At 71.1% G+C, this 21,333-nt stretch carries 17 protein-coding genes; 8 read left to right on the top strand and 9 right to left on the bottom strand.

Features of this window, described 5'->3' with window-relative positions:
• Positions 1 to 240 precede the first annotated feature (240 nt).
• Positions 241 to 1,644: a S8 family serine peptidase gene (locus ACHWVH_RS09000; RefSeq protein WP_017912698.1), complete on the bottom strand. Its 1,404-nt coding sequence runs from the start codon at positions 1,642 to 1,644 to the stop codon at positions 241 to 243.
• Between the two features lie 243 nt (positions 1,645 to 1,887).
• On the opposite strand from ACHWVH_RS09000, the gene ACHWVH_RS08995 reads away from it, so the two are divergent.
• The 8 genes from ACHWVH_RS08995 to dxs all read left to right on the top strand — a co-directional run bounded on the left by ACHWVH_RS08995 (position 1,888) and on the right by dxs (position 13,010).
• Positions 1,888 to 2,715 carry a DUF6689 family protein gene (locus ACHWVH_RS08995; protein ID WP_223875751.1) on the top strand — a complete coding sequence of 276 codons (828 nt, stop codon included), beginning with the start codon at positions 1,888 to 1,890 and terminating at the stop codon, positions 2,713 to 2,715.
• Positions 2,716 to 2,761: 46 nt separating this feature from the next.
• Positions 2,762 to 3,613: an FHA domain-containing protein gene (locus ACHWVH_RS08990; RefSeq protein WP_394687013.1), complete on the top strand. Its 852-nt coding sequence runs from the start codon at positions 2,762 to 2,764 to the stop codon at positions 3,611 to 3,613.
• Positions 3,610 to 6,834 (top strand): protein kinase, encoded by a 3,225-nt coding sequence (locus ACHWVH_RS08985; protein ID WP_394687012.1) that lies wholly within the window; start codon positions 3,610 to 3,612, stop codon positions 6,832 to 6,834. The genes ACHWVH_RS08990 and ACHWVH_RS08985 overlap by 4 nt, the downstream gene beginning before the upstream one ends.
• Positions 6,831 to 7,550, top strand: a complete 720-nt coding sequence (locus tag ACHWVH_RS08980; protein WP_017911264.1) for a sensor histidine kinase — start codon at positions 6,831 to 6,833, stop codon at positions 7,548 to 7,550. Before ACHWVH_RS08985 ends, ACHWVH_RS08980 begins: the two co-directional genes overlap by 4 nt.
• A gap of 88 nt (positions 7,551 to 7,638) precedes the next feature.
• Entirely contained in the window at positions 7,639 to 8,286 is a 648-nt protein-coding gene (locus ACHWVH_RS08975) for a response regulator transcription factor (protein ID WP_017911263.1), read from the top strand.
• Positions 8,287 to 8,389: 103 nt separating this feature from the next.
• Positions 8,390 to 10,174, top strand: coding sequence for an acyl-CoA dehydrogenase C-terminal domain-containing protein (locus ACHWVH_RS08970; protein WP_394687011.1), 1,785 nt, complete (start codon positions 8,390 to 8,392; stop codon positions 10,172 to 10,174).
• A gap of 112 nt (positions 10,175 to 10,286) precedes the next feature.
• A complete protein-coding gene (locus ACHWVH_RS08965) occupies positions 10,287 to 10,946 on the top strand; it encodes an HNH endonuclease (RefSeq protein ID WP_026143548.1) in 660 nt (219 codons plus the stop codon).
• 150 nt (positions 10,947 to 11,096) lie between these two features.
• Entirely contained in the window at positions 11,097 to 13,010 is a 1,914-nt protein-coding gene (gene dxs, locus ACHWVH_RS08960) for a 1-deoxy-D-xylulose-5-phosphate synthase (protein ID WP_295927577.1), read from the top strand.
• Positions 13,011 to 13,138: 128 nt separating this feature from the next.
• Here the strand turns inward: dxs and ACHWVH_RS08955 are convergent, their stop codons facing one another.
• The 8 genes from ACHWVH_RS08955 to ACHWVH_RS08920 form a co-directional block, all read right to left on the bottom strand.
• Complete coding sequence (locus ACHWVH_RS08955) at positions 13,139 to 14,188, bottom strand: TraB/GumN family protein (protein WP_295927579.1); 1,050 nt, start codon at positions 14,186 to 14,188, stop codon at positions 13,139 to 13,141.
• Between the two features lie 17 nt (positions 14,189 to 14,205).
• Positions 14,206 to 14,676, bottom strand: a complete 471-nt coding sequence (locus ACHWVH_RS08950) for a cupin domain-containing protein (protein ID WP_017916102.1) — start codon at positions 14,674 to 14,676, stop codon at positions 14,206 to 14,208.
• Between the two features lie 74 nt (positions 14,677 to 14,750).
• Positions 14,751 to 15,542 carry a WecB/TagA/CpsF family glycosyltransferase gene (locus ACHWVH_RS08945; RefSeq protein ID WP_295927581.1) on the bottom strand — a complete coding sequence of 264 codons (792 nt, stop codon included), beginning with the start codon at positions 15,540 to 15,542 and terminating at the stop codon, positions 14,751 to 14,753.
• Entirely contained in the window at positions 15,529 to 16,320 is a 792-nt protein-coding gene (locus tag ACHWVH_RS08940) for a polysaccharide pyruvyl transferase family protein (protein WP_295927584.1), read from the bottom strand. Before ACHWVH_RS08940 ends, ACHWVH_RS08945 begins: the two co-directional genes overlap by 14 nt.
• Before the next feature lie 51 nt (positions 16,321 to 16,371).
• Positions 16,372 to 17,559, bottom strand: coding sequence for a glycosyltransferase family 1 protein (locus tag ACHWVH_RS08935; protein ID WP_295927588.1), 1,188 nt, complete (start codon positions 17,557 to 17,559; stop codon positions 16,372 to 16,374).
• A gap of 52 nt (positions 17,560 to 17,611) precedes the next feature.
• A complete protein-coding gene (locus ACHWVH_RS08930) occupies positions 17,612 to 19,114 on the bottom strand; it encodes a lipopolysaccharide biosynthesis protein (protein WP_267117297.1) in 1,503 nt (500 codons plus the stop codon).
• Positions 19,111 to 20,160: a GDP-mannose--glycolipid 4-beta-D-mannosyltransferase gene (locus ACHWVH_RS08925; RefSeq protein ID WP_267117296.1), complete on the bottom strand. Its 1,050-nt coding sequence runs from the start codon at positions 20,158 to 20,160 to the stop codon at positions 19,111 to 19,113. The genes ACHWVH_RS08930 and ACHWVH_RS08925 overlap by 4 nt, the downstream gene beginning before the upstream one ends.
• Positions 20,157 to 21,290, bottom strand: a complete 1,134-nt coding sequence (locus tag ACHWVH_RS08920) for a glycosyltransferase family 4 protein (protein WP_394687010.1) — start codon at positions 21,288 to 21,290, stop codon at positions 20,157 to 20,159. The genes ACHWVH_RS08925 and ACHWVH_RS08920 overlap by 4 nt, the downstream gene beginning before the upstream one ends.
• Positions 21,291 to 21,333 lie beyond the last annotated feature (43 nt).

Raw genomic sequence — 21,333 nt, 5'->3', positions numbered from 1 at the left:
TCCGGGGAGCGGTGGAACCCCGCACGTCCAGCACGGGGGATCGCGGTGGCTGCCGACCACGCCGCCGAACGGCGACAGCGTGATCGAAGGCAACCGCGAAAACGTCAACGACATCAGTCGATCGGACGGCGCTTCATTTGGTCGAAGAACGGCGGCCTCCGGGCTGCATCGCAAGCACCGACACGGCGGTCGACTGCGCTTGCAGCGGATCGGGCGGACGCTGGCGTCCGCCCGATCCTGTCACTTCTTGCTGGCTTCGCGCAGCGCCGAGTAGGCGTTGAGATAGCCGGCGCCCACTTCCCAGGACGCACGTCCCGCCATCGGTGTGGCGGTGCGCTCGATCAGGTCCTTGACCTGGTCCGGGGTCAGGTTCGGATTGGCCTCCAGCACCAGCGCCACCACACCCGCCACATGCGGCGTGGCCATCGAGGTGCCGCTCATGGTGGTGTAGAACGGCAGCTGCGCCGGTGCGATCAGCTTTTCGTCCTTCTGCGCGGCCAGCGGCGGCAACAGGCCGGTGGAGGCGCGGGTGGAGATGATGTCCACGCCCGGCGCGGTGATGCTGGGCTGGTTGATGTGGGTCCAGCTCTTGCCGTCGGCGGTGGTGAAGGTATCGCGCTCGCCGGCCTTGCCGCGCGAGGAGAAGTCGGCCAGCGTGCCGTCGACATTGCCGGCGGCGACCGAGATCACCCACGGCGCCTGCGCATACGGGTTGTGGGTGTCCTCCTTGGGACCGTCGTTGCCGGCGGCGAACACGCTGACGATGCCGCGCTTGTACAGCTCGTAGGTGGCGACGTTGACCGGGTCGGCCGGGTCGAACTTGCCGGAGGTACCCCAGGAGTTGCTGACGACGCGGATCGGATCCTTGAAGCTGTTCTGGTGCGAGGCCGCGTAGTCCAGGCCGCCCACCGCATCCAGCACCAGCAGCACACCGCTGGAGCCGTAGCCGACCAGGCTGGCGCCGGTCGCCACGCCGCGGTACTTGCCGCCGGACTGCGCGCCGCTGCCGCCGACCGTGCCGGCGCAGTGGGTGCCATGGCCGGAACCGGCGTCGGTGTTCGGCACGCCCTCCAGGTAGGTGACCGGCAGCATCGAGTTCAGATTGTGCAGGTTGGTGTTGGCCAGCACGTTCTGCACCACGCGGTCGCCATAGGCCAGGTCGCGGTGGGTGGCGTCGATGCCCGAGTCGTTGATCAGCACGCCGACGCCGCGGCCGGTGTACGGCACGGTGCGGCCGAAGTCGCCCGGATTGCTCTGCGCGCGGTCGACCCCGGTGGCCTGGCGCGCGTCCTGGTTGAAGTAGCGCAGCGGCGCGTTGTAGTAGATCGAAGCGACGTCGTCGCGCTCGGCCAGCGCCAGGATCTCCTCCGGCGTGGCCAGCGCACCGGCGATCGGCAGGGTCTGCATGCTGACGCCGCGGGTGATGCCCAGGTCGTGCAACACGGTCAGCTGCGCCGCCGAAACCGGCTTGGACTGCTTGTAGGTGATGACGATCTGCAACTCGTCGGTCAGCGGCGTGCTGGCCAGCTTGGACTCCAGCAGGCTGTCCAGATGCGCGGCGGCTTCGGCCTTGCCGCCAGCGAAGACGCCACTGGCGAGCACGGCGCAAATGCCGATGGCGAGTGCGGGACGACGGATGGGCATCTGGAATCTCCGGTTGGTGGGCCCGGGACGGGCGGGTGACTGCAGCCTGACGCGGCCGCGCGGTGGCGCCTATCCGGGATCGCCCCTACTGCACGTGGGTGGAAACACCCAGGGCCGCGTGCATCACCCGTACGGATCGGTATGATCTGGACGAAGGCCGCTGCCGCGCGCCGCGGTGCCGGGCGGAACGCAGGCGCGGTGCGCAGTGCCGGCACATGCAACAGGGGGTTTCAGATGCACACGATGTTCGCAAGGGTTTGCCTGCTGTTCTGCGCCGTCGCGGCGTGCGGCGGGCTCGCCGCGCAACCACTGCCGGTGCAGGTGGACGTGAGCGGCAATGTGGCGACGGCGGCAATCGGCGCCGGCCCGCACCCGCTCGCGGAACTGACGCTGGAGTTCGACAACGCCAGCGGTCTCAGCCCGGCCAACCTCGGCCTGAGCGCAGAACTGCTGACCCCGGCCCAGGTCACGGCCTTGCTGCCGCGGCTGCCCAGCACGCAAACCGGCCAGGTGCCGTCGCAGTTGCCGCTGCTGATCACGGTGACACCGCCACCGAGCGGCGGCCTGACGTTCCGGCGCGTCGTGCATGTGGAGCTGCACACCCATGCGCTGGCCTATACCGCCGACAGCACCCTGCGCCTGTTCAAGGCCCCGGAGGGCGGCGATTTCCGCGACATCACCGATGAGATCGCCCCAGGCAGCGTCCGCGCCCGCGGCACCACCGGCGGCTTCTCGCAGTTCATCGTGCTCCACGACCTGCGCCCGACCGCCAACGTGGTGGCCGCCAAGCTGAGCCGGCTGCAGGCGCTGGTGGCGCAGTTGCCCGCCAGTGAGGCGGCGCCGCTGGCCGCGATGCTGAACAGCGTACAGAGCGCCCTGGCCAATGCCGACTACACCGCCGCCACGGTCGCGCTGGACGGGTTCCGCGAGCAGGTGTCGTCGCGCGCCGGCCATGGCATCGCGCAAACCTGGAACGCCGGCATGAGCGCAGGCAACCCCGCCGGCGAACTGCTGGCCGGCGCCGCGACGCTGCGCTTCTCCATCGACTACCAACGTCTCTACGCGCCTTGAGCGCTGCGGGACCGGTCGCACCCACCGCGACGGAGGACACGCCGCGATGCCCGCGCGCCTGACTGCCTACCTGCCCGACGCGCCGGCACCGACGCTGCTGCTCGCCGCCGGGCAGACCCTGGCGATCGGCCGCGCGGCCGACAACGCGCTGGCGCTGGAACACCCCTCGGTGTCGCGCTGGCACGCGCAACTGCAGCCGCAGGCCGACGGCCACTGGCAGTTGCACGACCTGGGCAGCAAGAACGGCAGCTTCCGCGACGGGGTGCGCGTGGCCGCGCCGATCGCGCTGGAGACCGCGACCTGGCTGCGCTTTGGCGACATCTACGCCGAGTTCGCCCCGCTCAGCCCGGCCGATGCGGAACTGGCCGAACGCCGCCAGCGCGCCCGCTGCGATCGCGCCACCGCCCTCACCCAAGGGCTCGCCCAGATCGGCGGACTCGACGATCTGCTCGGCGCCAGCCTGGACGCGGTGGTCGAACTGGCCCAGGCCGAACGCGGCCTGCTGGTTCTGGCCGATTCGCACGGCCAGCGCGTCGCGGCCAGCCACGGGATCGGGCCGCTGCCGCTGCAGCACAGCCTCCCCGGCAGCGAGGGCGCCCTGCACCGCGCCCTGCGCGACGGCCAGGCCACCGTGGCCCACGACGTCGGCGGCGTGCCGTGGCTGGCCGAGCGCGCCTCGGTCTGCGCCGCCGGCCTGCGCACCCTGCTGTGCCTGCCGCTGCGCGACGGCACCCGCGTGCTCGGCGCGATCTACGCCGACAGCCGCCGCGCCGGCAGCGCCATCGGTGCGCTGGACATGCAATTGCTCGAAGCCTTCTGCGAGCGCGCCGCGCTGTGGATCGCCGCCCGCCAGGCGCTGCGCGACACCGGCGCGGAACAGGAGCCTGGGCCGGCATGAGCGATGCGGCCACCGCCACCGGCCTGTACGCGCAGGAGAGCCTGACCCCGGGCGACGTGCTGGCCGGCCGCTTCCGCATCGAGCGTTTGCTCGGCATCGGCGGCATGGGCCTGGTGTACCTGGCCCACGACCAGGCGTTGGGCATCGACGTCGCGGTCAAACTGCTGCGCCCGGAACTGGCGCAGCGGCCGCAGGCGTTCGCCCGCTTCCGCCAGGAACTGCTGCTGGCGCGGCAGGTGTCCAGCCCGCACGTGGTGCGCATCCACGACCTGGCCGAACACGCCGGGCGCTGGCTGATCAGCATGGACTACGTGGACGGCGAGTCGCTGGAGGCGCGGCTGCAGCGCGAGGAACGGCTGGACGTCGACACCGCCCTGCGCATCGCCGGCGACATCGCCCGCGGCCTGCAGGCGGCGCATGCGCGCGGTGTCGTGCACCGCGACCTCAAGCCGGCCAACATCCTGCTGCAGCGTGGTGGCGATGCGCTGATCAGCGACTTCGGCGTGGCCTGCTCGATGGCCAGCAGCGGCCTCGGCGCGACCCTCGGCAACGTCATCGGCACGCCCGCCTACCTGTCGCCGGAACAGGCGCGCGGCGACGCGCTCGACCCGCGCAGCGACCTCTACGCGCTGGGCCTGATCCTCTACGAAATGCTCGCCGGGCAGGTGCCGTTCGCCGGCGGCACCCTGTCCGAGACCCTGGCCCAGCGCATGCTGCGTGAGCCGCCGCCGGTGGACCGGCTGCGCGCGGACGTGCCGGGCTGGCTGGTGCGGTTGCTGCAGCGGCTGCTGCGCCCGCAGCCGCGCGACCGCTTGCAGCACGCCGGCGAGGTCATCGTGGCGATCGAGCGCCGGCAATTACCGCGCGATCGTCGGCGCTGGCGCCGGATCGGCCTGGGCCTGGCCGCGACGCTCGCCGGTGTTGCCCTGCTTGGCGTCGGTGCCTGGCAGTGGCAGGCGCAACGCGCCAGCGCCCCGCCGCCGGTGGTGGCCGCGCAACCGCTGCCGCGCCTGCTGGTCCTGCCGCTGGCCGGCGACCCGGGCAGCGCCGAGCAACGCCTGGCGCTCGGCACCTGGCTGCGCGGCAGCCTCGGCGAAACGCTGACCGTGGTCGATGACGCGCGTACGCGACAGGCGTTGCGCCAGTACGACCCCACCGGCCAGGCGCCGCTGGACGTGGCGGCGCTGCGCCGGCTCGCTTCGGCGCAGCGCGTGCTGCAGCCGAGCCTGCAGCACCAAGGCGCCGGCTGGCGCCTGCAGGCGCTGCTGCACCCGGCCAGCGGCGCGCCGCAACACATCGACGGACCGACCGCCGCCGATCCAGCCGCGGCCTACGCCGCCTGGTTGCCGATCGCGTCCAGGGCGCTGCTCGGCGAAGGCGCCACCCTACCCGACGACCTGCCCCCACCCGCCGCGCTGCAGGCGTATGCGCGCGGCCTGGCAGCGCAGCAGCACGACGACAGCGCGCAGGCACTGCAGCAGTTCGCCGCGGCCAGCGCGCAGGCGCCGCAGTCCGCGCCGTTGCGCCTGGCCGAGGTGGTCGCGGCGCAGGCCATCGGTGAAGAACAGAAGGCGCGCGAGGCGCTGGATGCGCGCGCGCCCGTGGCGCCCGCGCGGCCGCGCACGCTGGCGCTGCTGGCGGCGCTGCGCCTGGAGGCCGAAGACGATCTCGCCGCTGCCGACCGCGCCTGGCAGGCGTTGGCCACGGCCCGGCCCGACGACAGCGAGGTGCAACTGCAGGTCGCACGCGTCCAGGCACAGGCCGGCCATCTGGACGCGGCGCGCGACCGCCTGCGCACGCTGGCGCAGCGCGATCCCGACGACCCGCGGTTGTGGCTGGCGCTGGGCAAGCTGGCGATCCTCAGCGGCAACGCCGCCACCGCGGTAGACGAGGACCTGCTGCGTGCGCAACTGCTGTTCCGCCGCGGGCGCGACCTCTATGGCGAAGCGGAAACGGTGAACGCGCTGGGCGTGGGCTACGGCCGGCTCGGCCTGGCGCAGCAGGCACAGGCGCAGTACCTGCGCGCGGTGGAGCTGCGCCGGCAGGTCGGCAATCGCCGTGGCGTCGCCACCAGCCTGCGCAACCTGGCGGGCACGCTGAGCATCGGCGGTGCCTTCGCCGAGGCCGAACAAAAGCTGCAGCAGGCGCAGGCGCTGTACGCCGAGCTGGGCGACCGCGACGGTCAGGCCGCCGCCGCCAACGAACTCGGCCTGTTGGCCGAGGAGCGCGGCGACTATCCGCAGGCGCTGCAGGCGTTCCGCGGCGCGCTGACCGCCTGGCGCGCGATCGGCGATGCGCACGGCGTCGCCGAGACGCTCAACAACATCGGCTTCGCGCATTTCCAGTTGGGCGACCTGGACAGCGCGCAGGCATTCTGGGAACAGGCCGCGCGCGCCTATGCCGACCTCAACGACGCCACCGGCCGCGTGCGCACCGCGCAGAATCTCGGCCTGCTGGCCACCGCACGCGGCCACTGGACCCAGGCGCAGACCTTGCTGAGCCACGCGTTGCGCGAGGCCGAGCGCCACCAGATGCTCGAGGAAGTGGCGGTGAGCCGGCGCAACCTGGCCGAACTGGCGTTCTGGCAAGGCCAGCGCGCGGTGGCGCTGACCGAACTGGACCAGGCGCAGCGGCTGTTCCAGCAGAGCCGCGACCAGCGCGGGCAGACCGACATCGCCCTGCTGCGCGCGCAGGTGTGGCTGGCGTTGGACGACCCGGCGCAGGCGCGGCTGGCGCTGCAGCAGGTGCAGCGGCAAGCGCCCGCCTCGGTGTCCAGCGAACAGCGCGCGAGCGCGGCGCTGCTGCAGGCGCAACTGGCCGAACGCGACGGCGATGACGCCGCGGCCGCCGCCGCGCTGCGCCAGGCCGAGGCGCTGGCACGCGCCAGCGGCACCCGCCTGCTGCAACTGCAGGTCCAGGTACACGCGGCGCACGACGAATCCGCGCTCGCCGCGCTGGAGGGCGACGTCGCCCGCCTGGGCAATGCCGGGCTGCGCCTGCGCTATCTGCAGCAGGCGCTGCGCTACGGCGCGGCCGACCAGGTCGCGGCGCGCTATGCGCAGGCGCAGGCCCTGCTGCTGCGCGGCAGCCCGTTGTTCGCCGCCGCCCTGCACACGCAGGCCGCGCAGCGCCTGGACGCGCTCGGCGACCACGCCGCCGCACAACGCGCCCGCCGCGCCGCGGCACAGGCCACTGTCGCGCGCGCACAGACCACGCCATGAACGACGCCGCCACGACCGCCGCCGAACGCTACCGCCTGCTGCTGCAGCGGCTGGAAGCCAACGAACGCGAATTCCGCCGCCTCGGCCGCGCCGTGGTCAAGGTGCAGGAGGACGAACGCCGGCGCCTGGCGCGCGAACTGCACGACGGCGTCGGCCAGAACCTCACCGTGCTCAAGCACCGGTTGGCGCAACTGGGCGCGGCGCTCGGCGCGGCCGACGCCGCGTTGCGCGCGCCGCTCGAGGACGCCATCCAGCTGTGTACGCAGGCACTGGAAGACACCCGGCAGATGTCGCGCTTGCTGCGCCCGCCGATCCTCGACGACCTGGGACTGGAAGCCGCGCTGGGCTGGCTCGGCCGCAGCCAGTCCGCCGCCGGCGCCACCCCGGTCAGCGTCGAGATCGGCCCGCTGCCGACGCTGGACGAAGCGCTGCAGACCCTGCTGTTCCGCAGCGCGCAGGAAGCGCTGACCAATGCGCTGAAGCACGCGGCTGCGCAGTCGGTGCTGTTGCGGCTGGTGGCCCGCGACGGCTGGGCGCATCTGCAGGTGCTCGACGACGGCCGCGGCTGCGACCCGCAGCAGGCGCTGGTGGCCGGCGGCAGCGGCCTGAGCGGCCTGCGCGAACGCCTGCGCCTGAGCGGCGGCAGCCTGCGCCTGCAATCGTCCCCGGGCGAGGGCTGCTGCGTGCAGATCCGGGTCCCGCTGGAGGCCGATTGAACGTGATCGCCCTGCCCCGCCCCGACACCCGCGCGGCGCTGCACACGCCGCGACATCCCCCCTGTCGGCGCGCTTGGAGCGCACCGGCATGAGCGCGCCGATCCGGGTCCTCATCGCCGACGACCACACCCTGGTGCGCGAAAGCCTGGTCGCCGTGCTCGACGCGATCGACGGCATCCAGGTGGTGGCGCAGGCCGCCGACGGCATCGAGGCGCTGGCCAAGGCCGAGGCGACCAGCCCGGATGTGGCGATCGTGGACATCTCGATGCCGCGGCTCAACGGCATCGACGTGGTCCGGCGGCTGTGCGAGACCGTGCCGCTGGCGCGGATCCTGGTGCTGACCATGCACGAGGAACACGAATACGTGCTGCACGCGGTGCGCGCCGGCGCCTCCGGCTATCTGCTCAAGGACAGCGCCAGCGCCGACCTGATCGCCGCAGTGCGCAACCTGCACGCCGGCCGCGGCCACTTCTCGCCGCAGGCCGCGCAGGCACTGGTGGCGCAGATGCAGCAGCCGCAGGCGCTGCCGCCCGATCCCTACCGCAGCCTGACCGCGCGCGAACGCGAGGTGTTCCACCTGATCGTGGAGGGCCGCACCACCAAGGAGATCGCGCGGGTGCTGCAGATCAGCGTCAAGACCGCCGAGAACCACCGCTTCCGCGTGCTCAACAAGCTGGGCATGCGCAATACCGCCGAACTGGTGCGCTACGCGGTCCGCCACGGCCTGCTCGACTGAACGGCACCGCGCAGCGGCGGGTTCGGCGCGGCTGCGCATACTCCATACGCCATAGTATCCTGGGCGCCTCGGCCGCACCGCGGCCCTCGTCACGAGCGATCGCATGAGCACCTATCAAGCCCCGTTGACCGATCTCCGCTTCGCGCTGCACAACGTGCTGCAGGTGGAGGCCTTGTTCGCCCGCCTCGGCCATGCCGACGCCAATGCCGAACTGATCGACGCGGTGCTGGAGGAAGCGGCGCGCTTCACCGGCACCGTGCTGGCGCCGCTGAACCGGGTCGGCGACGAGCACGGCTGCACCCTCGACAAGGCCACCGGCGCGGTGACCACCGCGCCCGGCTTCCGCGAGGCCTACCGGCAGTTCGCCGAGGGCGGCTGGACCGGGCTGACCGCCGCCGCCGAGTTCGGCGGCCAGGGCCTGCCGCACACCCTCGGCGTGCCGCTCAACGAAATGGTCAACGCCGCCAACCTGGCCTGGGGCAACTTCCCGCTGCTGTCGCACGGCGCGGTCGAGGCGCTCAAGCAGCACGGCGAGGCCTGGCAGCAGGAGGTGTTCCTGAAGCCGCTGGTGGATGGCCGCTGGACCGGCACCATGTGCCTGACCGAACCGCACTGCGGCACCGACCTAGGCCTGCTCAAGACCCGCGCCGAGCCCAACGCCGACGGCAGCTGGTCGGTCAGCGGCACCAAGATCTTCATCACCGCCGGCGAGCACGACTTCACCGACAACATCGTGCACCTGGTGCTGGCGCGGCTGCCGGACGCGCCTGCCGGCGCCAAGGGCATCTCGCTGCTGGTGGTGCCGAAATTCAAGGTCGCCCGCGACGGCAGCGTCGGCGAGCGCAACGCGCTGCGTTGCGGCTCGCTGGAGCACAAGATGGGCATCCACGGCTCGGCCACCTGCGTGATGAACTTCGACGGCGCCGAGGGCTACCTGGTCGGGCAGCCGCACAAGGGCCTGCAGGCCATGTTCACCATGATGAACACCGCGCGCCTCGGCGTCGGCCTGCAGGGCATCGGTCTGTCCGAACGCGCCTACCAGAACGCGCTGCACTACGCCCGCGAGCGCCTGCAGTCGCGTTCGCTGAGCGGCGCCAAGCTGCCGGAGAAGCCGGCCGACCCGATCCTGGTGCACCCGGACGTGCGCCGCATGCTGTTGACGGTGAAGGCGCTGACCGAAGGCAGCCGCCTGCTGGCGCTGCATGCCGCCACCCTGATCGACATCGCGCACAGCGCCCAGGACCCGGCCGAGCGCGAGCAGGCCGACGTGCTGGTCAGCTTCCTCACCCCGATCTCCAAGGCCTGCCAGACCGAGTGGGCGGTGGAGAACACCTATCACGCCCTGCAGTGCTTCGGCGGCCACGGCTACATCCACGAACACGGCATGGAGCAACTGGCGCGCGACGCCCGCATCACCACCCTTTATGAAGGCACCACCGGCATCCAGGCGCTGGACCTGATCGGGCGCAAGACCGCGTCCAGCCAGGGCGCGGGGCTGAAGCTGTTCCTGGCGCAGATCGAGGCCTTCCTGACCGAGCACGCCGACAACCCGGCGGTGGCCGAATTCGTCGCGCCGCTGCGCGAGAAGGCCGCCGAGTGGGCGGCGCTGACCAAGCGCATCCTGCAGCGCGCCGCCGGCAATCCCGAGGAACTGGGCGCGGCCAGCTACGACTACGTGTTCTATTCCGGCTACGTGGTGCTGGCCTACTGGTGGGCGCGCAGCGTCGCCGCGGCCGAGGCCTCGGCGCATGGCGAGGCGTTCAAGCAGTCCAAGCGCGAGACCGCGCGCTTCTACTACGCCCGCCTGCTGCCGCGCACGCTGACCCACGCCGCGGCCATCGACAGTGGCGCCGCGCCGCTGATGACGCTGGCCGACGCGCAGTTCTGAGTCGCACATCCAGGCCCGAACGCAGCCCCGGCATGCACGCCGTGCCGGGGTTACACGGCCTGCCGCGACCGATACACAAACCGTCACCAATCGGGTATAAGCTGTCTTCCCGATGGAGACAGACACAACAACGCTTGGTCTGATCGATACCGGGGCCTGCGGCGCCTCGGCCGCGGTCCCGTCGCCTGCGGCGTCCCCTTCCCACCTGCCTTCGGTCCGGCTGCTGTCGCTGGACGCACATGGCCGCGTGCTGGACTGGATCAACTGGCAGGACGCTGCCTGCCTGTACGCACGCGGCGCGGTGGCCTGGACCCTCGGCGAGCCGTGCCTGCACATCCACGGTGGCATCTGTCGCGCCAGCGGCGAGCGCAGCGTGCTGGAGCTGCACCCGATCATCGCCGCGCGCGGCCACGCGCATGCGCGTGCGCTCGACCCCACCCCGACCCTGACCAATACCGCGCTGTTCGCCCGCGACGCGCAACTGTGCCTGTACTGCGGCCAGCAGTTCAGCCGCCCGCAGCTGACCCGCGATCATGTGCTGCCGGTGTCCAAGGGCGGCCGCGACATCTGGGAGAACGTGGTCACCGCGTGCTTCCACTGCAATTCGCGCAAGGGCAACCGCACCCCGCAGCAGGCGTCGATGCCGCTGCTGGCGGTGCCGTACCGGCCGAGCTGGATCGAGCATCTGATCCTGTCCAACCGCAATATCCTGGCCGACCAGATGTCGTTCCTGAAGGCGCAGTTGCCGAAGCGCTCGAAGCTCTCGTTGTAGCCGCGCGGCCTCACGCCGCCGTCACGCCCGCTGCGACGGATTGCCGCACCCCGGCCGAAACCGGCCATCCACGCGCCCGCGGATGAACGGGTTGATTGCGCGTGCCCGGAATGGAGAGGAAAATGACAGGTCCGCTGAACCTCCATTCCGATGATCGACCCCACCCGCTATCCGCGCCTCTCGCGCATCCAGGTCCCCGCCGAACTGCGTCGCTTCGATGAATCGGAGCTGCCGGCCATCGCCGAGGAACTGCGCGCCTTTCTGATCGAGTGCGTCGGCAAGAGCGGCGGCCATTTCGGCGCCGGGCTGGGCGTGATCGAACTCACCGTCGCCCTGCACTACCTCTACGACACGCCGGTCGACCAACTGGTGTGGGACGTCGGTCACCAGACCTATCCGCACAAGATCCTCACCGGGCGCCGCGACCGCATCCACACGGTCAAGCAGGCCGACGGCGTGGCGCCGTTCCCCAAGCGCGAGGAAAGCGAGTACGACACCTTCGGCGTCGGCCATTCCTCCACCTCGATCTCGGCCGCGCTGGGCATGGCGGTGGCGCTGCAGCGCATGGGCGACGAACGCAAGGTGGTGGCGGTGATCGGCGACGGCGCGATGACCGCGGGCATGGCCTACGAAGCGCTGAACCACGCCGGCGGCATGGACCCGGAACCGAACCTGCTGGTGATCCTCAACGACAACCGCATGTCGATCTCCGAGGCGGTCGGCGGGGTCACCAAGATGCTGGGCCGGATGAGCGGCAGCAAGACCCTCAACGCCATCCGCGAGGGCGGCAAGAAGATCCTCGGCGACAAGAAGAGCAACCCCACCGCACGCTTCGTGCGGCGCTGGGAAGAGCACTGGAAGGGCATGTTCGTGCCGTCCACGCTGTTCGAGGAAATGGGCTTCCACTACACCGGCCCGATCGACGGCCACGACCTGCCGGCGCTGCTCGGCGCGCTGAAGACGCTCAAGACCCTCAAGGGTCCGCAGCTGCTGCACGTCATCACCACCAAGGGCAAGGGCTACGAACTGGCCGAGGGCGACCAGATCGGCTACCACGCCGTGGGCCCATTCGATCCGAGCAAGGGCCTGGTGGCCAAGCCGGGCGCCAAGGCGCCGACCTACACCGACGTGTTCGGCGACTGGATCTGCGACATGGCCGCGGCCGAGCCGGCGCTGCTGGCGATCACCCCGGCGATGCGCGAGGGCTCCGGCCTGGTGCGCTTCAGCAAGGAATACCCGCAGCGCTACTTCGACGTGGCCATCGCCGAGCAGCACGCGGTGACCCTGGCCGCGGGCATGGCCGTGCACGGCGCCAAGCCCGTGGTGGCGATCTATTCCACCTTCCTGCAGCGCGGCTACGACCAGTTGGTGCACGACGTGGCGGTGCAGCAGCTCGACGTGCTGTTCGCGATCGACCGCGGCGGCGTGGTCGGCCCGGATGGTGCGACCCACGCCGGCAACCTGGACCTGAGTTTCCTGCGCTGCGTGCCGCACCTGGTGGTGATGGCGCCGGCCGACGAAGCCGAGTGCCGGCAACTGCTCAGCACCGGCCTGCGCCATGCCGGTCCGGCCGCGGTGCGCTACCCGCGTGGCACCGGCCCCGGGGTCGCCCCCGGGACCACGCTGGAACCCCTGCCGATCGGCAAGGCGCAAGTGCGCGCGCAGGGCCACTCGGTGGCGCTGCTGGCGTTCGGCGCGACCCTGGCGGCGGCCGAACAGGTCGGCCGCGAGCTCGGCCTGAGCGTGGTCAACATGCGCTTCGTCAAGCCGCTGGACCGCGCCCTGCTGCTGGAACTTGCGCAGAGCCACGAAGGCTTCGTGACCATCGAGGACAACGTGGTGGCCGGTGGTGCCGGTTCCGGCGTGGCCGAGCTGCTCAACGCCGAAGGCGTGCTGCGCCCGGTGCTGCACCTGGGCCTGCCCGACGCGTTCCAGCACCACGCCAGCCGCGAGCAACTGCTGGCCGAAGCCGGCATCGACGCCGCCGGCATCCGTGCCGCGGTGTTGAAGCGCTGGCCGCAGCTGGGCTCCAGCGCCAGCGCACCGCGTACCGCGGCGGGCTGACCCGTCGCGATTGCGAGCAGAGCAACGGCATGGCGGTTGGCGCATGCCGTGCCTGCTTGGGGCATTGCGCACGGTTCTCGATGTGCCTCATGCCGCTTTCGATTGCGTCGGCGTCTCCAGCGCGTGACCTAGGGCGCGATCACCTCGGCGCCGCTGGCGCGTAGCCGATCCAGCGGCCCGCCCGGCTCCTGCAGGGTCTGCATCGGCAACGCCGCGAAACTGGAGCGGTTCTGCGCCAGCGCCCGCTCGGCCACCTGCAACCAGGCCGCCTGCGCACGCTGGCGCACATCGCCCAGGCCCAGCTTGCGCGCGATCGCCGCTTCGCCGACCGCGTCCAGGCAGACCCGGTACTGATCGTTGGCGGGCAGCGCGGCCAGCGTGTCCAGATCGCCTTCGGACCACGCATTGGCGCGCTGGCGCATCGTCTCCAGGTCGCGATCGATGACCTGCAAGGTGCGCGCGAAACAGGCACTGTCGTTGAGCGAGGTCGCCCGGAACTCCTGCAGCGCGCGCTTGGCGTCGGGCACCTTGACCTCCACCACCACCGGCACGATCGGCACCCTGGCGCGCTTGGCCGCACGCGCGATCACCGGCTGCACGACGCTGCCCAGGCTCAGGCCGGAAGTGCGCATCGCCGCTTCGTACAGCTCCTGCGCCGCGAACACCGGCCGCCAGCGTTCCACGCTGCTGTCGCGGCCCAGGTAGCGCGCCTTCAGCGGCAGCCAACGCGCATACAGCTCCGGCGGCAGCACCTGCTGCAGGGTGCGGTCGTCGGGATTGCGCCGCGCCTTGAGCAAGGACGGCAGCAGCATCAGGCTGCGGAACATGCCCAGGCCCGAGTCCAGGGTGAGGGTCGGCGCCGCGATCACCTGTTGCGATTGGGCGATCACCCGCTCCACTTCGCCCGATTCCCACTGCATGCGCTTGGGCAGCGGCGACACCGTGCCGAGGATCCACAGCACGTGGTCGCCGCGGCGCACCTGCCACAGCCCCGGGCCGGGCTGGCGCCCGCTCACCAGCACCGCCTCCAGGTCGACCACCGGCGGATGGGCTGGTGCGGCCGGCGTCGCGGTCTGCGCCTGCGCGGCGGGCATGCCCGCCGCCAGCAACGCCGCCGCCAGGCACAACGCCGCGCCGAGCCGGCGCGCGACGGCCCCCGGCGCGGTCGCTGCGCGCACCCCGCGCCGCGCCGTCATCAGTCCGCCAGCTTCGGCAGGTGCGTGGCCAGCGGGTCGGTGTCCGCCAGCAGTTCGAAGCGCTCCCACAGGAACCCCGGCGCCACCACGCAGCGCACCAGGCAGTAGTCGGCCAGCGGACGCGCGGCCTGCCAGGTGCCGGCCGCGATCACCACCGACGGCATGCCGCCACGCTCGCTGGCATCCAGGCGGTAGCGCTGCAAGCCATGCTGCGGATCGAAGCCCAGCAGTTCCAGTGCACCGCCCTCTTCCCATTGCCAGGTCTCGTCGGCATCGATGCGGTGCCAATTGCTGACTTCGCCCTGCGCCAGCAGGAAGCGGATCGCGGTGCAGGCCGGGCGCAACGTCTGCTCGTGCTGCACCATCAGAGCCGAGGTATGCACGCGCGCGTAGCGCCCGCCCTCCGGGTGCGGCAGCAGCGACAGGTCGCGCACCAAGGCGGCGATTCGGAAAGCGGCGGCGCTGGACATGCGTCCAGTCTAATCCGGCGCACGGCGGTGCGGATGTCAGGCCGCGCCATTTCCGCGGCGGCGGCCGCTCGACGTCACGAGGGGCGCAGCGAGTCGCGTGCAGGCGGCATGGCGCCCAGCCGCCTGCCATGCCGCAGGCACAGCGCGAAGAACACCAGCAGGTCCCAGCTGTAGCGCTTGAGCAGGCGCCGCGGCTCGCGCAGCAGGCGGTAGATCCATTCCAGGCGCAGCCGGCGCACCCAGGCCGGCGCGCGCCGGGCGGCGCCGGACAGGAAGTCCAGCAACGCGCCCACGCCGAACGCCAGCGGCACCTGCAGTTGCGCCGCGTGCTGCAGCAGCCAGCGCTCCTGCAGCGGATTGCCGAACGCCACCAGCAGCACGTCGGCACCGCTGGCGTTGATGCGCGCGGCCAGCCCGTCGCCGGCCGCGGCGAACTCGGCATAGCCGTCGCAGGTACCGACCACCTGCTGCCCCAGCGACTGCCGCAAGGTCTGCGCCGCGGCGTCGGCCACGCCGGGCCGGCCGCCGAGCAGGAAGAAGCGCAGCGGCCGCGGGCTCTGCCGGCACAGCGCCGGAATCAGGTCGGTGCCGTTGAGATTGCCGGCGAAGCGGCGGCCGTGCACCAGCAGCGCGCCCAGGTCCATGCCGATGCCGTCGTTGACGATGCACACGTCCGGCGCGGCCAGTTGCGCACGCAGGGCCTGGCACTGCACCACGAAGTTGGTGTTGGCGAAGAACACCTGGCGGCGCTCGCCGCGCGCCAGCGCCTGCAGCAACGCGGCAACGAACTCGGTCTCGGTGCTGCGCAGGATCGGATAACCGCCCAGCGCCAGCACCTCGCCGGTCGCGCGCTCACCAGAGGTCATGCGGAAAGCTCTCCAGCAGGCCGCGTTGCACCGCGGCCAGGTCGAACACGGTATTGCCGCCCAGCGCCACGCATTCCTCCACCGTGTGCCCGGCATGCCAGCGGCCGCGGCCGGTGCCGGAGTAGTAGTCGTCGTACTTGAAGCGGTCCTCGCCATTGCCCCAGTCCAGGTATACCGACGGCACGCCGTAGGCTTCGGCCAGGATCAGCCCGTGCAGGGAACTGGACACCACCAAGTCGGCGCCGAGCAATTGCCGCACGAAGGCGGCCGGCTGGCGGTTCGGCAGCACCAGGTGGTCCTTGTACTGCGCATACTTGTCCAACGGTTCGTTGAAGTGCGGCACCACCAGGAACGGCTGCCGTGCCGATGGCGCCAACAGCGCCTCGCGCGGGAAGAACAACGGCATCAGCAGACCCGGATCGCCGTAAACCTCCGGCACCTGCAGGCCGCGCTCGCGCAGGAACGCGCGGGTCTTGGGGCCGCGCACCGCACGCACATCGAGCTGGCGGAAGGTATGGCGGTCGGCGGGAATCTTGCCGTTGACGCCACTGCCCCACACGGTGTCGCCGTCGCGGGCGAAGTGCAGCACCGAGCCGATCGCGATCAGCCGCGTGCGCTTGTCGCGCTTGTCCAGCAAGGTGCGATCGCGCTGGCCAAGCACGTTGGAGACGATGATCTTGGAAAGATGATCGCCGACGTTGATCTCGCCGTTCTTCGGCTTCCACCAGAACAGCGCCCGGCGCTCTTCGTAATCGATCCATTTTTGCAATGCGGACATCGGTCCTCCTTGGTTGCGCGGGGGGTACGGCGGACAAGCCGGGGCGTGGACTCAGGCCACGCCGTCGGCGAACAGACGGGTCTCCGGGTAGGCGGCCGGGTCCAGCACCCGGTCGGTGGTATCGGACCAGCTCAGGCACTGCCGATGGCGCACGTGCGGCGCCTGCAGCGCGTGCCCGATCGCGGTGACGATCGACGCCTCGTCGCCGGGCGTGTAACCGAAGCGCGACGGATAGCGGCCGACCACGGCATTGGGGCAGACGGCCGGCAGGCCGAAGAAGTCGTACTGCAGCAGCTTCATCGAACTGTCGGCCAGATACGCCGGCACCTGCTCGGACGCGTACGGCGCGATGCCGAAGCGGGCGTGCTTGATGTAGCGGATGGTCTCGGCGTGCTTCATCTCGCCGTACACCACCACGTTGTCGCCATAGCCCGGCGCGCGCCCCATGCCCGAGCCGATCACGTGGAAGGTGACCTGCGGGAAGGCGCGGCTGGCGGCGACGAAGAAATCAGGATCGAACAGCATCGAGCCCACCGCCACAGCATGGATGCCCTCGCCGTACGGCGACGGGTCGCCCAACGTGTGCAGATCGTGGTCCACGCCGTGGCCGACGTGGTACACGTTGTGGCGGCTGGCGACCTCCTCGGCCATCGCCGGCGACACCAGTGCGATCACGTCCAGGCTCGGCGCCACGCGGTCGAATTCGCGCTCGATGTAGTCGGCGACGTTGATCGTGCTCAACCCATCGGAGGCGCGGTACACCTTGCGTGCGGTCGGGTTGATCCGCGCCGCCAGCGCGATGAACGCCACCGCGATGCCGCTTTCGAACACGATCACGTCGGCCTCGCGCATCCAGCGGATCAACGTGGCCGGCGCGCGCGCCGCGTAGACCTTGAACATCAGGTCTTCCAGCGGCCGCAGCCAGCGCCGCCGGGTGTTGAACGGATGCAGCAGCGCGCGCCACAGATAGCAGTCCACGCCGTTGTGGCGGACCACCTGGTTGGCGGTCGCGTCCAGCGGCAGGCGCAGGTCGCCCTTGAGCCGCGACAGCAGGCTGTAGCGCAGCGAGAAGAACCGCGTGGGGCCGCGCTTGGCCAGCTCGTCGGCAATGAAGTGGATGTTGGCGCGACGCGGCGTGCGGTAGTCGTGCGCCGACAGCACCAGATAGCACGGCGCACGCCCACTGGTGGCCGCGGCCGGTGCCGATGCGGGCAGCGCCGCTGCGGAAGAATCGCTCATGCGCTCGCTCCTAGGCGGGTGGAAGGGAAAGAAAGACGCGGCAATCCGGCGTTCATCGCGGCCCCCGCGCCTGGCGCAGCAGCATGCGCATTTGCAGGATCGCCAGCACGTCGCGGCGGAACGCCGGCCACAGCGCGAACACCAGCAGGCAGCCCAGCGCCATCGCCACCGCGCCGACGATCAGTTGCAGCCACAACGACGCGCCACCCCACTGCTGTGCGGCAAAGTACGCGGCAACGCCGCAGACGCCGTAGCCGAGCACCGCGCGCAAGGCGTTGTTGAACAGTTCCCAGGCCGGGATCTGCGGCGCGATGCGCGCGATCCAGATCACCGACAGCGGCCACATCACCAACAAGCCCAGCGTGTAGCCCACGGTCACGCCCATCACGCCCCACAGCGAGCCGGCGAAGATGCAGGCGATCAGCATGACTCGCCCGACCACCGAATACACCAGTTGCTGGCGCATCAGGCCCAGCGCCAGGAACACCCAGTAAGTGGCGTAGGACGCGGTCTGGAAGATGCCGCCGAGCGTCAGTACCTGGAACAGCGGCACTGCCGGCCGCCACTGTTCGCCCAGCACCAGCACGATCAACGGCATCGCCAGCGCGCAGGCGAAGGAGAACAGCGCGACGATCAGGTGCACCATCACCGTCTGCCCGCGCAGCAGGAAGTTGCCGAAGCGCGGCGGATCGTCCTGTAGCTGCGACAGCACCGGCAGCGCCACCGAGGTGGCCGGTGCGTTGATCTGGTTCAGCGGCATCATCAGCAGCTGGAACGCGCGGTTGTACAGGCCCAGCGCCTCGGCGCCGATGCGGTGGCCGATGATCACCTGGCCGACGTTGCGGCTGGCGTAGCCGAGCAGCTGCGCGGCCATCAGGTTCCAGCCGAAGCTCAGGAAGGTGCGCATCGGCGCATCGCGCCGGTAGCCGCGCGGCAGCCAGCGCGCGCAGGCGCCGGCGATCAGCAGATTGACCAGCGCCTGCACCACCTGCTGCCAGACCAGCGCCCAGTAGCCGTAGCCGGCCAGGGCCACGCCGACGCCGGCCAGCAGGCCCAGCACCTGCGCGCCGACGTCGCTCAGCGAGACCTGGCCGAAGCGCAGCGCACGGCTCAGGTGCGCGCGATACTGCGTGGTCATGCCGTTGAACAGGAAGGTCACCGCCAGCGCCTGCGAGATGCCGAGCAGGGCCGGCTCGCGGTAGAAGTGCGCGATCCACGACGAGGACAGGAACACCACGATCGCCAACGCCAGGCCGATGCCGCTGTTGATCCAGAACAGGTTGTCGCGCTGCTCGCGGCTGACGTGCTTGGCCTGGATCGCCGCCGAGGACAGGCCGAAGTCGCGCAGGATCTCGGCCATGCCGACGATCGCCGTCACCATCGCCATCAGGCCGTAGTCGTAGGGCGTCAGCAGCCGCGCCAGCAGAATGATGCCGCCGAACTGCACCACCATCTTGGCCAGCTGCCCGGCCATGGTCACCGCCGCGCCGCCGGCGGCGCGCGCGCCCAGTCCGGGTTGCGGCGCTGCCGGCCGCGGGGTCTCGGCGCTGCTCATGCGTCCTCCCCGCGGCGCGCGGTCAGCGCCTGCAGATAGCTGCGGTAGTGCTGTAGGCCGATGCCGTTCCAGTCGCGCCGCGACAGGTCCGGCACGGCGTCGGCGGGCACCTGCTGCGCCTGCGCCAGGGCCTGCGCCAGTTGCGCCGCATCCAGCTCGCCCTGGTACAGCTGCACCCACTGCGCGCCGACTTCGTCGGCGATAGCGGCATTGGCCTCGCTCCACGGCGCCAGCACCGGGCGCGCCAGCGACAGCGCCAGCAGCAGGGTGCCGGAGTTGTGCATCTGCCGGTACGGCAGCACTACCAGTTCCGCCTCCCCGACCTCCTGCGCCAGCACCGCGTCCTCCACGTACTGCAGGCGTGCACTGATCCGCGGGTCCTCGGCGCAGGCGCGCTCGACCACGCCGCGGATCTGCGCATCGATCGGGTTGCCGGCGATGCGCAGGCTGAGCTGGGGATCGGGCAATGCGCCGAACGTCGCGATCAACGTCTCCACGCCCTTGTACGGGCGCAGCAGCCCGAAATGCAGCAGGCGCCCGGGGACACGCGGCGGTTGCGGCAGCGGCGCGTACCAGTCGCGGTAATGGCCGTGCAGGATGGTGTCGGTGGCCGGCGCGCGTGCGGGCGTGGTCGCATTGATGCGGATCCAGCGCGCGGTCTGGCGGTCGATCCAGCGCAGCAGCAGGCGTTCGCGCCAGCCCTTGTCCTCGTGCGGCGCCACGTTGTGCAGGGTGCGCACCAGCGGCACGCCGGCCAGGCGCAGGCGCAGCAGCAGAACGGCGACACAGAACTGCTTGGCCAGCGTGCCGAGCGCCGTGCGATGCCGCAGCAGGTACTCCGGCCAATGCAGATGCAACACGTCGTAGCGCGACAGCAGCGCCGCGCGCATCGAGAAGAAGCGCAGTTGCACCTGCGGCGGCAACGCCGCGTAGAGCTGGGTCAGATAGGGATTGGTGGTCGCGGTCGGACGCTCGGTGGACAGCAGCACGGTGACCGCCGGCGCGGCCTGCTGCGACGTGCCATGGCGCTGGCTCTCGCCGCTCATCGGCCGCCCTCCGTGCCGCCCAGCGCCAGGCGATATTCGTCCAGATAGGCGCCGACCACACGGTCCCAGTCGTAGCGATGCGCGTAGGCCATTGCCGCTGCGCGCTGCGCGGCAAAGTCCGCATCGGTGCCGGCGGCGAAGGCACGAACGGTGGCCGCGGCTGTCTGCGCATCGGCCGGATCGACCAGCACGCCCTGCCCCGACTCGCGCTGCAGGCGCGCAAACGGCGGGATGTCGCTGAGGATCGGCAGCAGCCCCGCGCTCATCGCTTCCACCGCGGCCAGGCCGAACCCCTCGTGCCGCGACAGGCAGACGAAGTACTGCGCGCTGCCGAGCAGTTGCGCCAGTTGCGCCTGGGTCGGCGCCACCTGCAGGCGTACCCGCTGCTGCAGGCCGCGCTCGGCGATCGCCTGCTGCAGGTCGGCCATGCTGAAGTCGTATTCGCGCCCGGCCACGATCAGTTGCCAGGCCGGATCCTGCGCGGCCAGCGCGCGCACCAGGTCCAGGGTCTCCAGCAGGCCCTTGTTGACCGACCAGCGCCCGAAGTAGATCAGCGTGCGCCCCGGCGTGGCGCTGCCCTGCCCGGCGAACTTGTCCACGTCCACCCCGTTCTCGATCACCCGCAGCCGCTGCGGCGCGACCACCTGCGAGAACAGCTGGCCGTCGTTCTCACTGGTCGCCACCACCCGCGCGTAGGCAAGTGCGGAGGCACGGGTGAGGGTCTTGAACCAGAGCATCTTCAGGCGCGAGGCATAGGTGGTATGGAAGAAACCGCCATGGGTAGAGACGATCATCGGCACACGGTGCAGCGGCCGGGTCAGGGCCAGGAAGTCGTAGAAGAAATCGATGCCGTGCACGTGCAGCAGATCCGCGCCGCGCACTGCCGACAAAACAGACGGCGCCAGCGGGTAGCGCGAGGAGCCGCGGTACGGCAAGCGCACGATCGGCACACCCTGATGGCTGTCGCGCGGCGCCAGCCGCTGCTGCGGATCGGTGAACACCCGCTCCAGACTCACCACTTCGACCTGGTCGCGGCCCTGCTGCAGATGGCGGCGCGCGATATTCAGCACCACCTCTTCCATGCCGCCGACCGACGGATGGAACTGGCGCACCACGTGCACCACCTTCATGCCCGGCCTCCATCGCGCCCGTGCACGGCCCGCAACGCCGCCG

This window comes from uncultured Xanthomonas sp., from assembly GCF_964278005.1.
In the GTDB taxonomy this organism is placed as follows: domain Bacteria; phylum Pseudomonadota; class Gammaproteobacteria; order Xanthomonadales; family Xanthomonadaceae; genus Xanthomonas_A; species Xanthomonas_A sontii.
This window is presented reverse-complemented; position numbering and strand designations above follow the sequence as displayed.

Coding starts and splice junctions, on each gene's coding strand:
- ACHWVH_RS08935 (WP_295927588.1), bottom strand. CDS start 17,559: ATGAGCGATTCTTCCGCAGCGGCGCTGCCCGCATCGGCACCGGCCGCG.
- ACHWVH_RS08950 (WP_017916102.1), bottom strand. CDS start 14,676: ATGTCCAGCGCCGCCGCTTTCCGAATCGCCGCCTTGGTGCGCGACCTG.
- ACHWVH_RS08965 (WP_026143548.1), top strand. CDS start 10,287: ATGGAGACAGACACAACAACGCTTGGTCTGATCGATACCGGGGCCTGC.
- ACHWVH_RS08925 (WP_267117296.1), bottom strand. CDS start 20,160: ATGAGCGGCGAGAGCCAGCGCCATGGCACGTCGCAGCAGGCCGCGCCG.
- ACHWVH_RS08940 (WP_295927584.1), bottom strand. CDS start 16,320: ATGTCCGCATTGCAAAAATGGATCGATTACGAAGAGCGCCGGGCGCTG.
- ACHWVH_RS08930 (WP_267117297.1), bottom strand. CDS start 19,114: ATGAGCAGCGCCGAGACCCCGCGGCCGGCAGCGCCGCAACCCGGACTG.
- ACHWVH_RS08985 (WP_394687012.1), top strand. CDS start 3,610: ATGAGCGATGCGGCCACCGCCACCGGCCTGTACGCGCAGGAGAGCCTG.
- ACHWVH_RS08945 (WP_295927581.1), bottom strand. CDS start 15,542: ATGACCTCTGGTGAGCGCGCGACCGGCGAGGTGCTGGCGCTGGGCGGT.
- ACHWVH_RS08980 (WP_017911264.1), top strand. CDS start 6,831: ATGAACGACGCCGCCACGACCGCCGCCGAACGCTACCGCCTGCTGCTG.
- ACHWVH_RS08990 (WP_394687013.1), top strand. CDS start 2,762: ATGCCCGCGCGCCTGACTGCCTACCTGCCCGACGCGCCGGCACCGACG.
- ACHWVH_RS08920 (WP_394687010.1), bottom strand. CDS start 21,290: ATGAAGGTGGTGCACGTGGTGCGCCAGTTCCATCCGTCGGTCGGCGGC.
- ACHWVH_RS08995 (WP_223875751.1), top strand. CDS start 1,888: ATGTTCGCAAGGGTTTGCCTGCTGTTCTGCGCCGTCGCGGCGTGCGGC.
- ACHWVH_RS08975 (WP_017911263.1), top strand. CDS start 7,639: ATGAGCGCGCCGATCCGGGTCCTCATCGCCGACGACCACACCCTGGTG.
- dxs (WP_295927577.1), top strand. CDS start 11,097: ATGATCGACCCCACCCGCTATCCGCGCCTCTCGCGCATCCAGGTCCCC.
- ACHWVH_RS08970 (WP_394687011.1), top strand. CDS start 8,390: ATGAGCACCTATCAAGCCCCGTTGACCGATCTCCGCTTCGCGCTGCAC.
- ACHWVH_RS09000 (WP_017912698.1), bottom strand. CDS start 1,644: ATGCCCATCCGTCGTCCCGCACTCGCCATCGGCATTTGCGCCGTGCTC.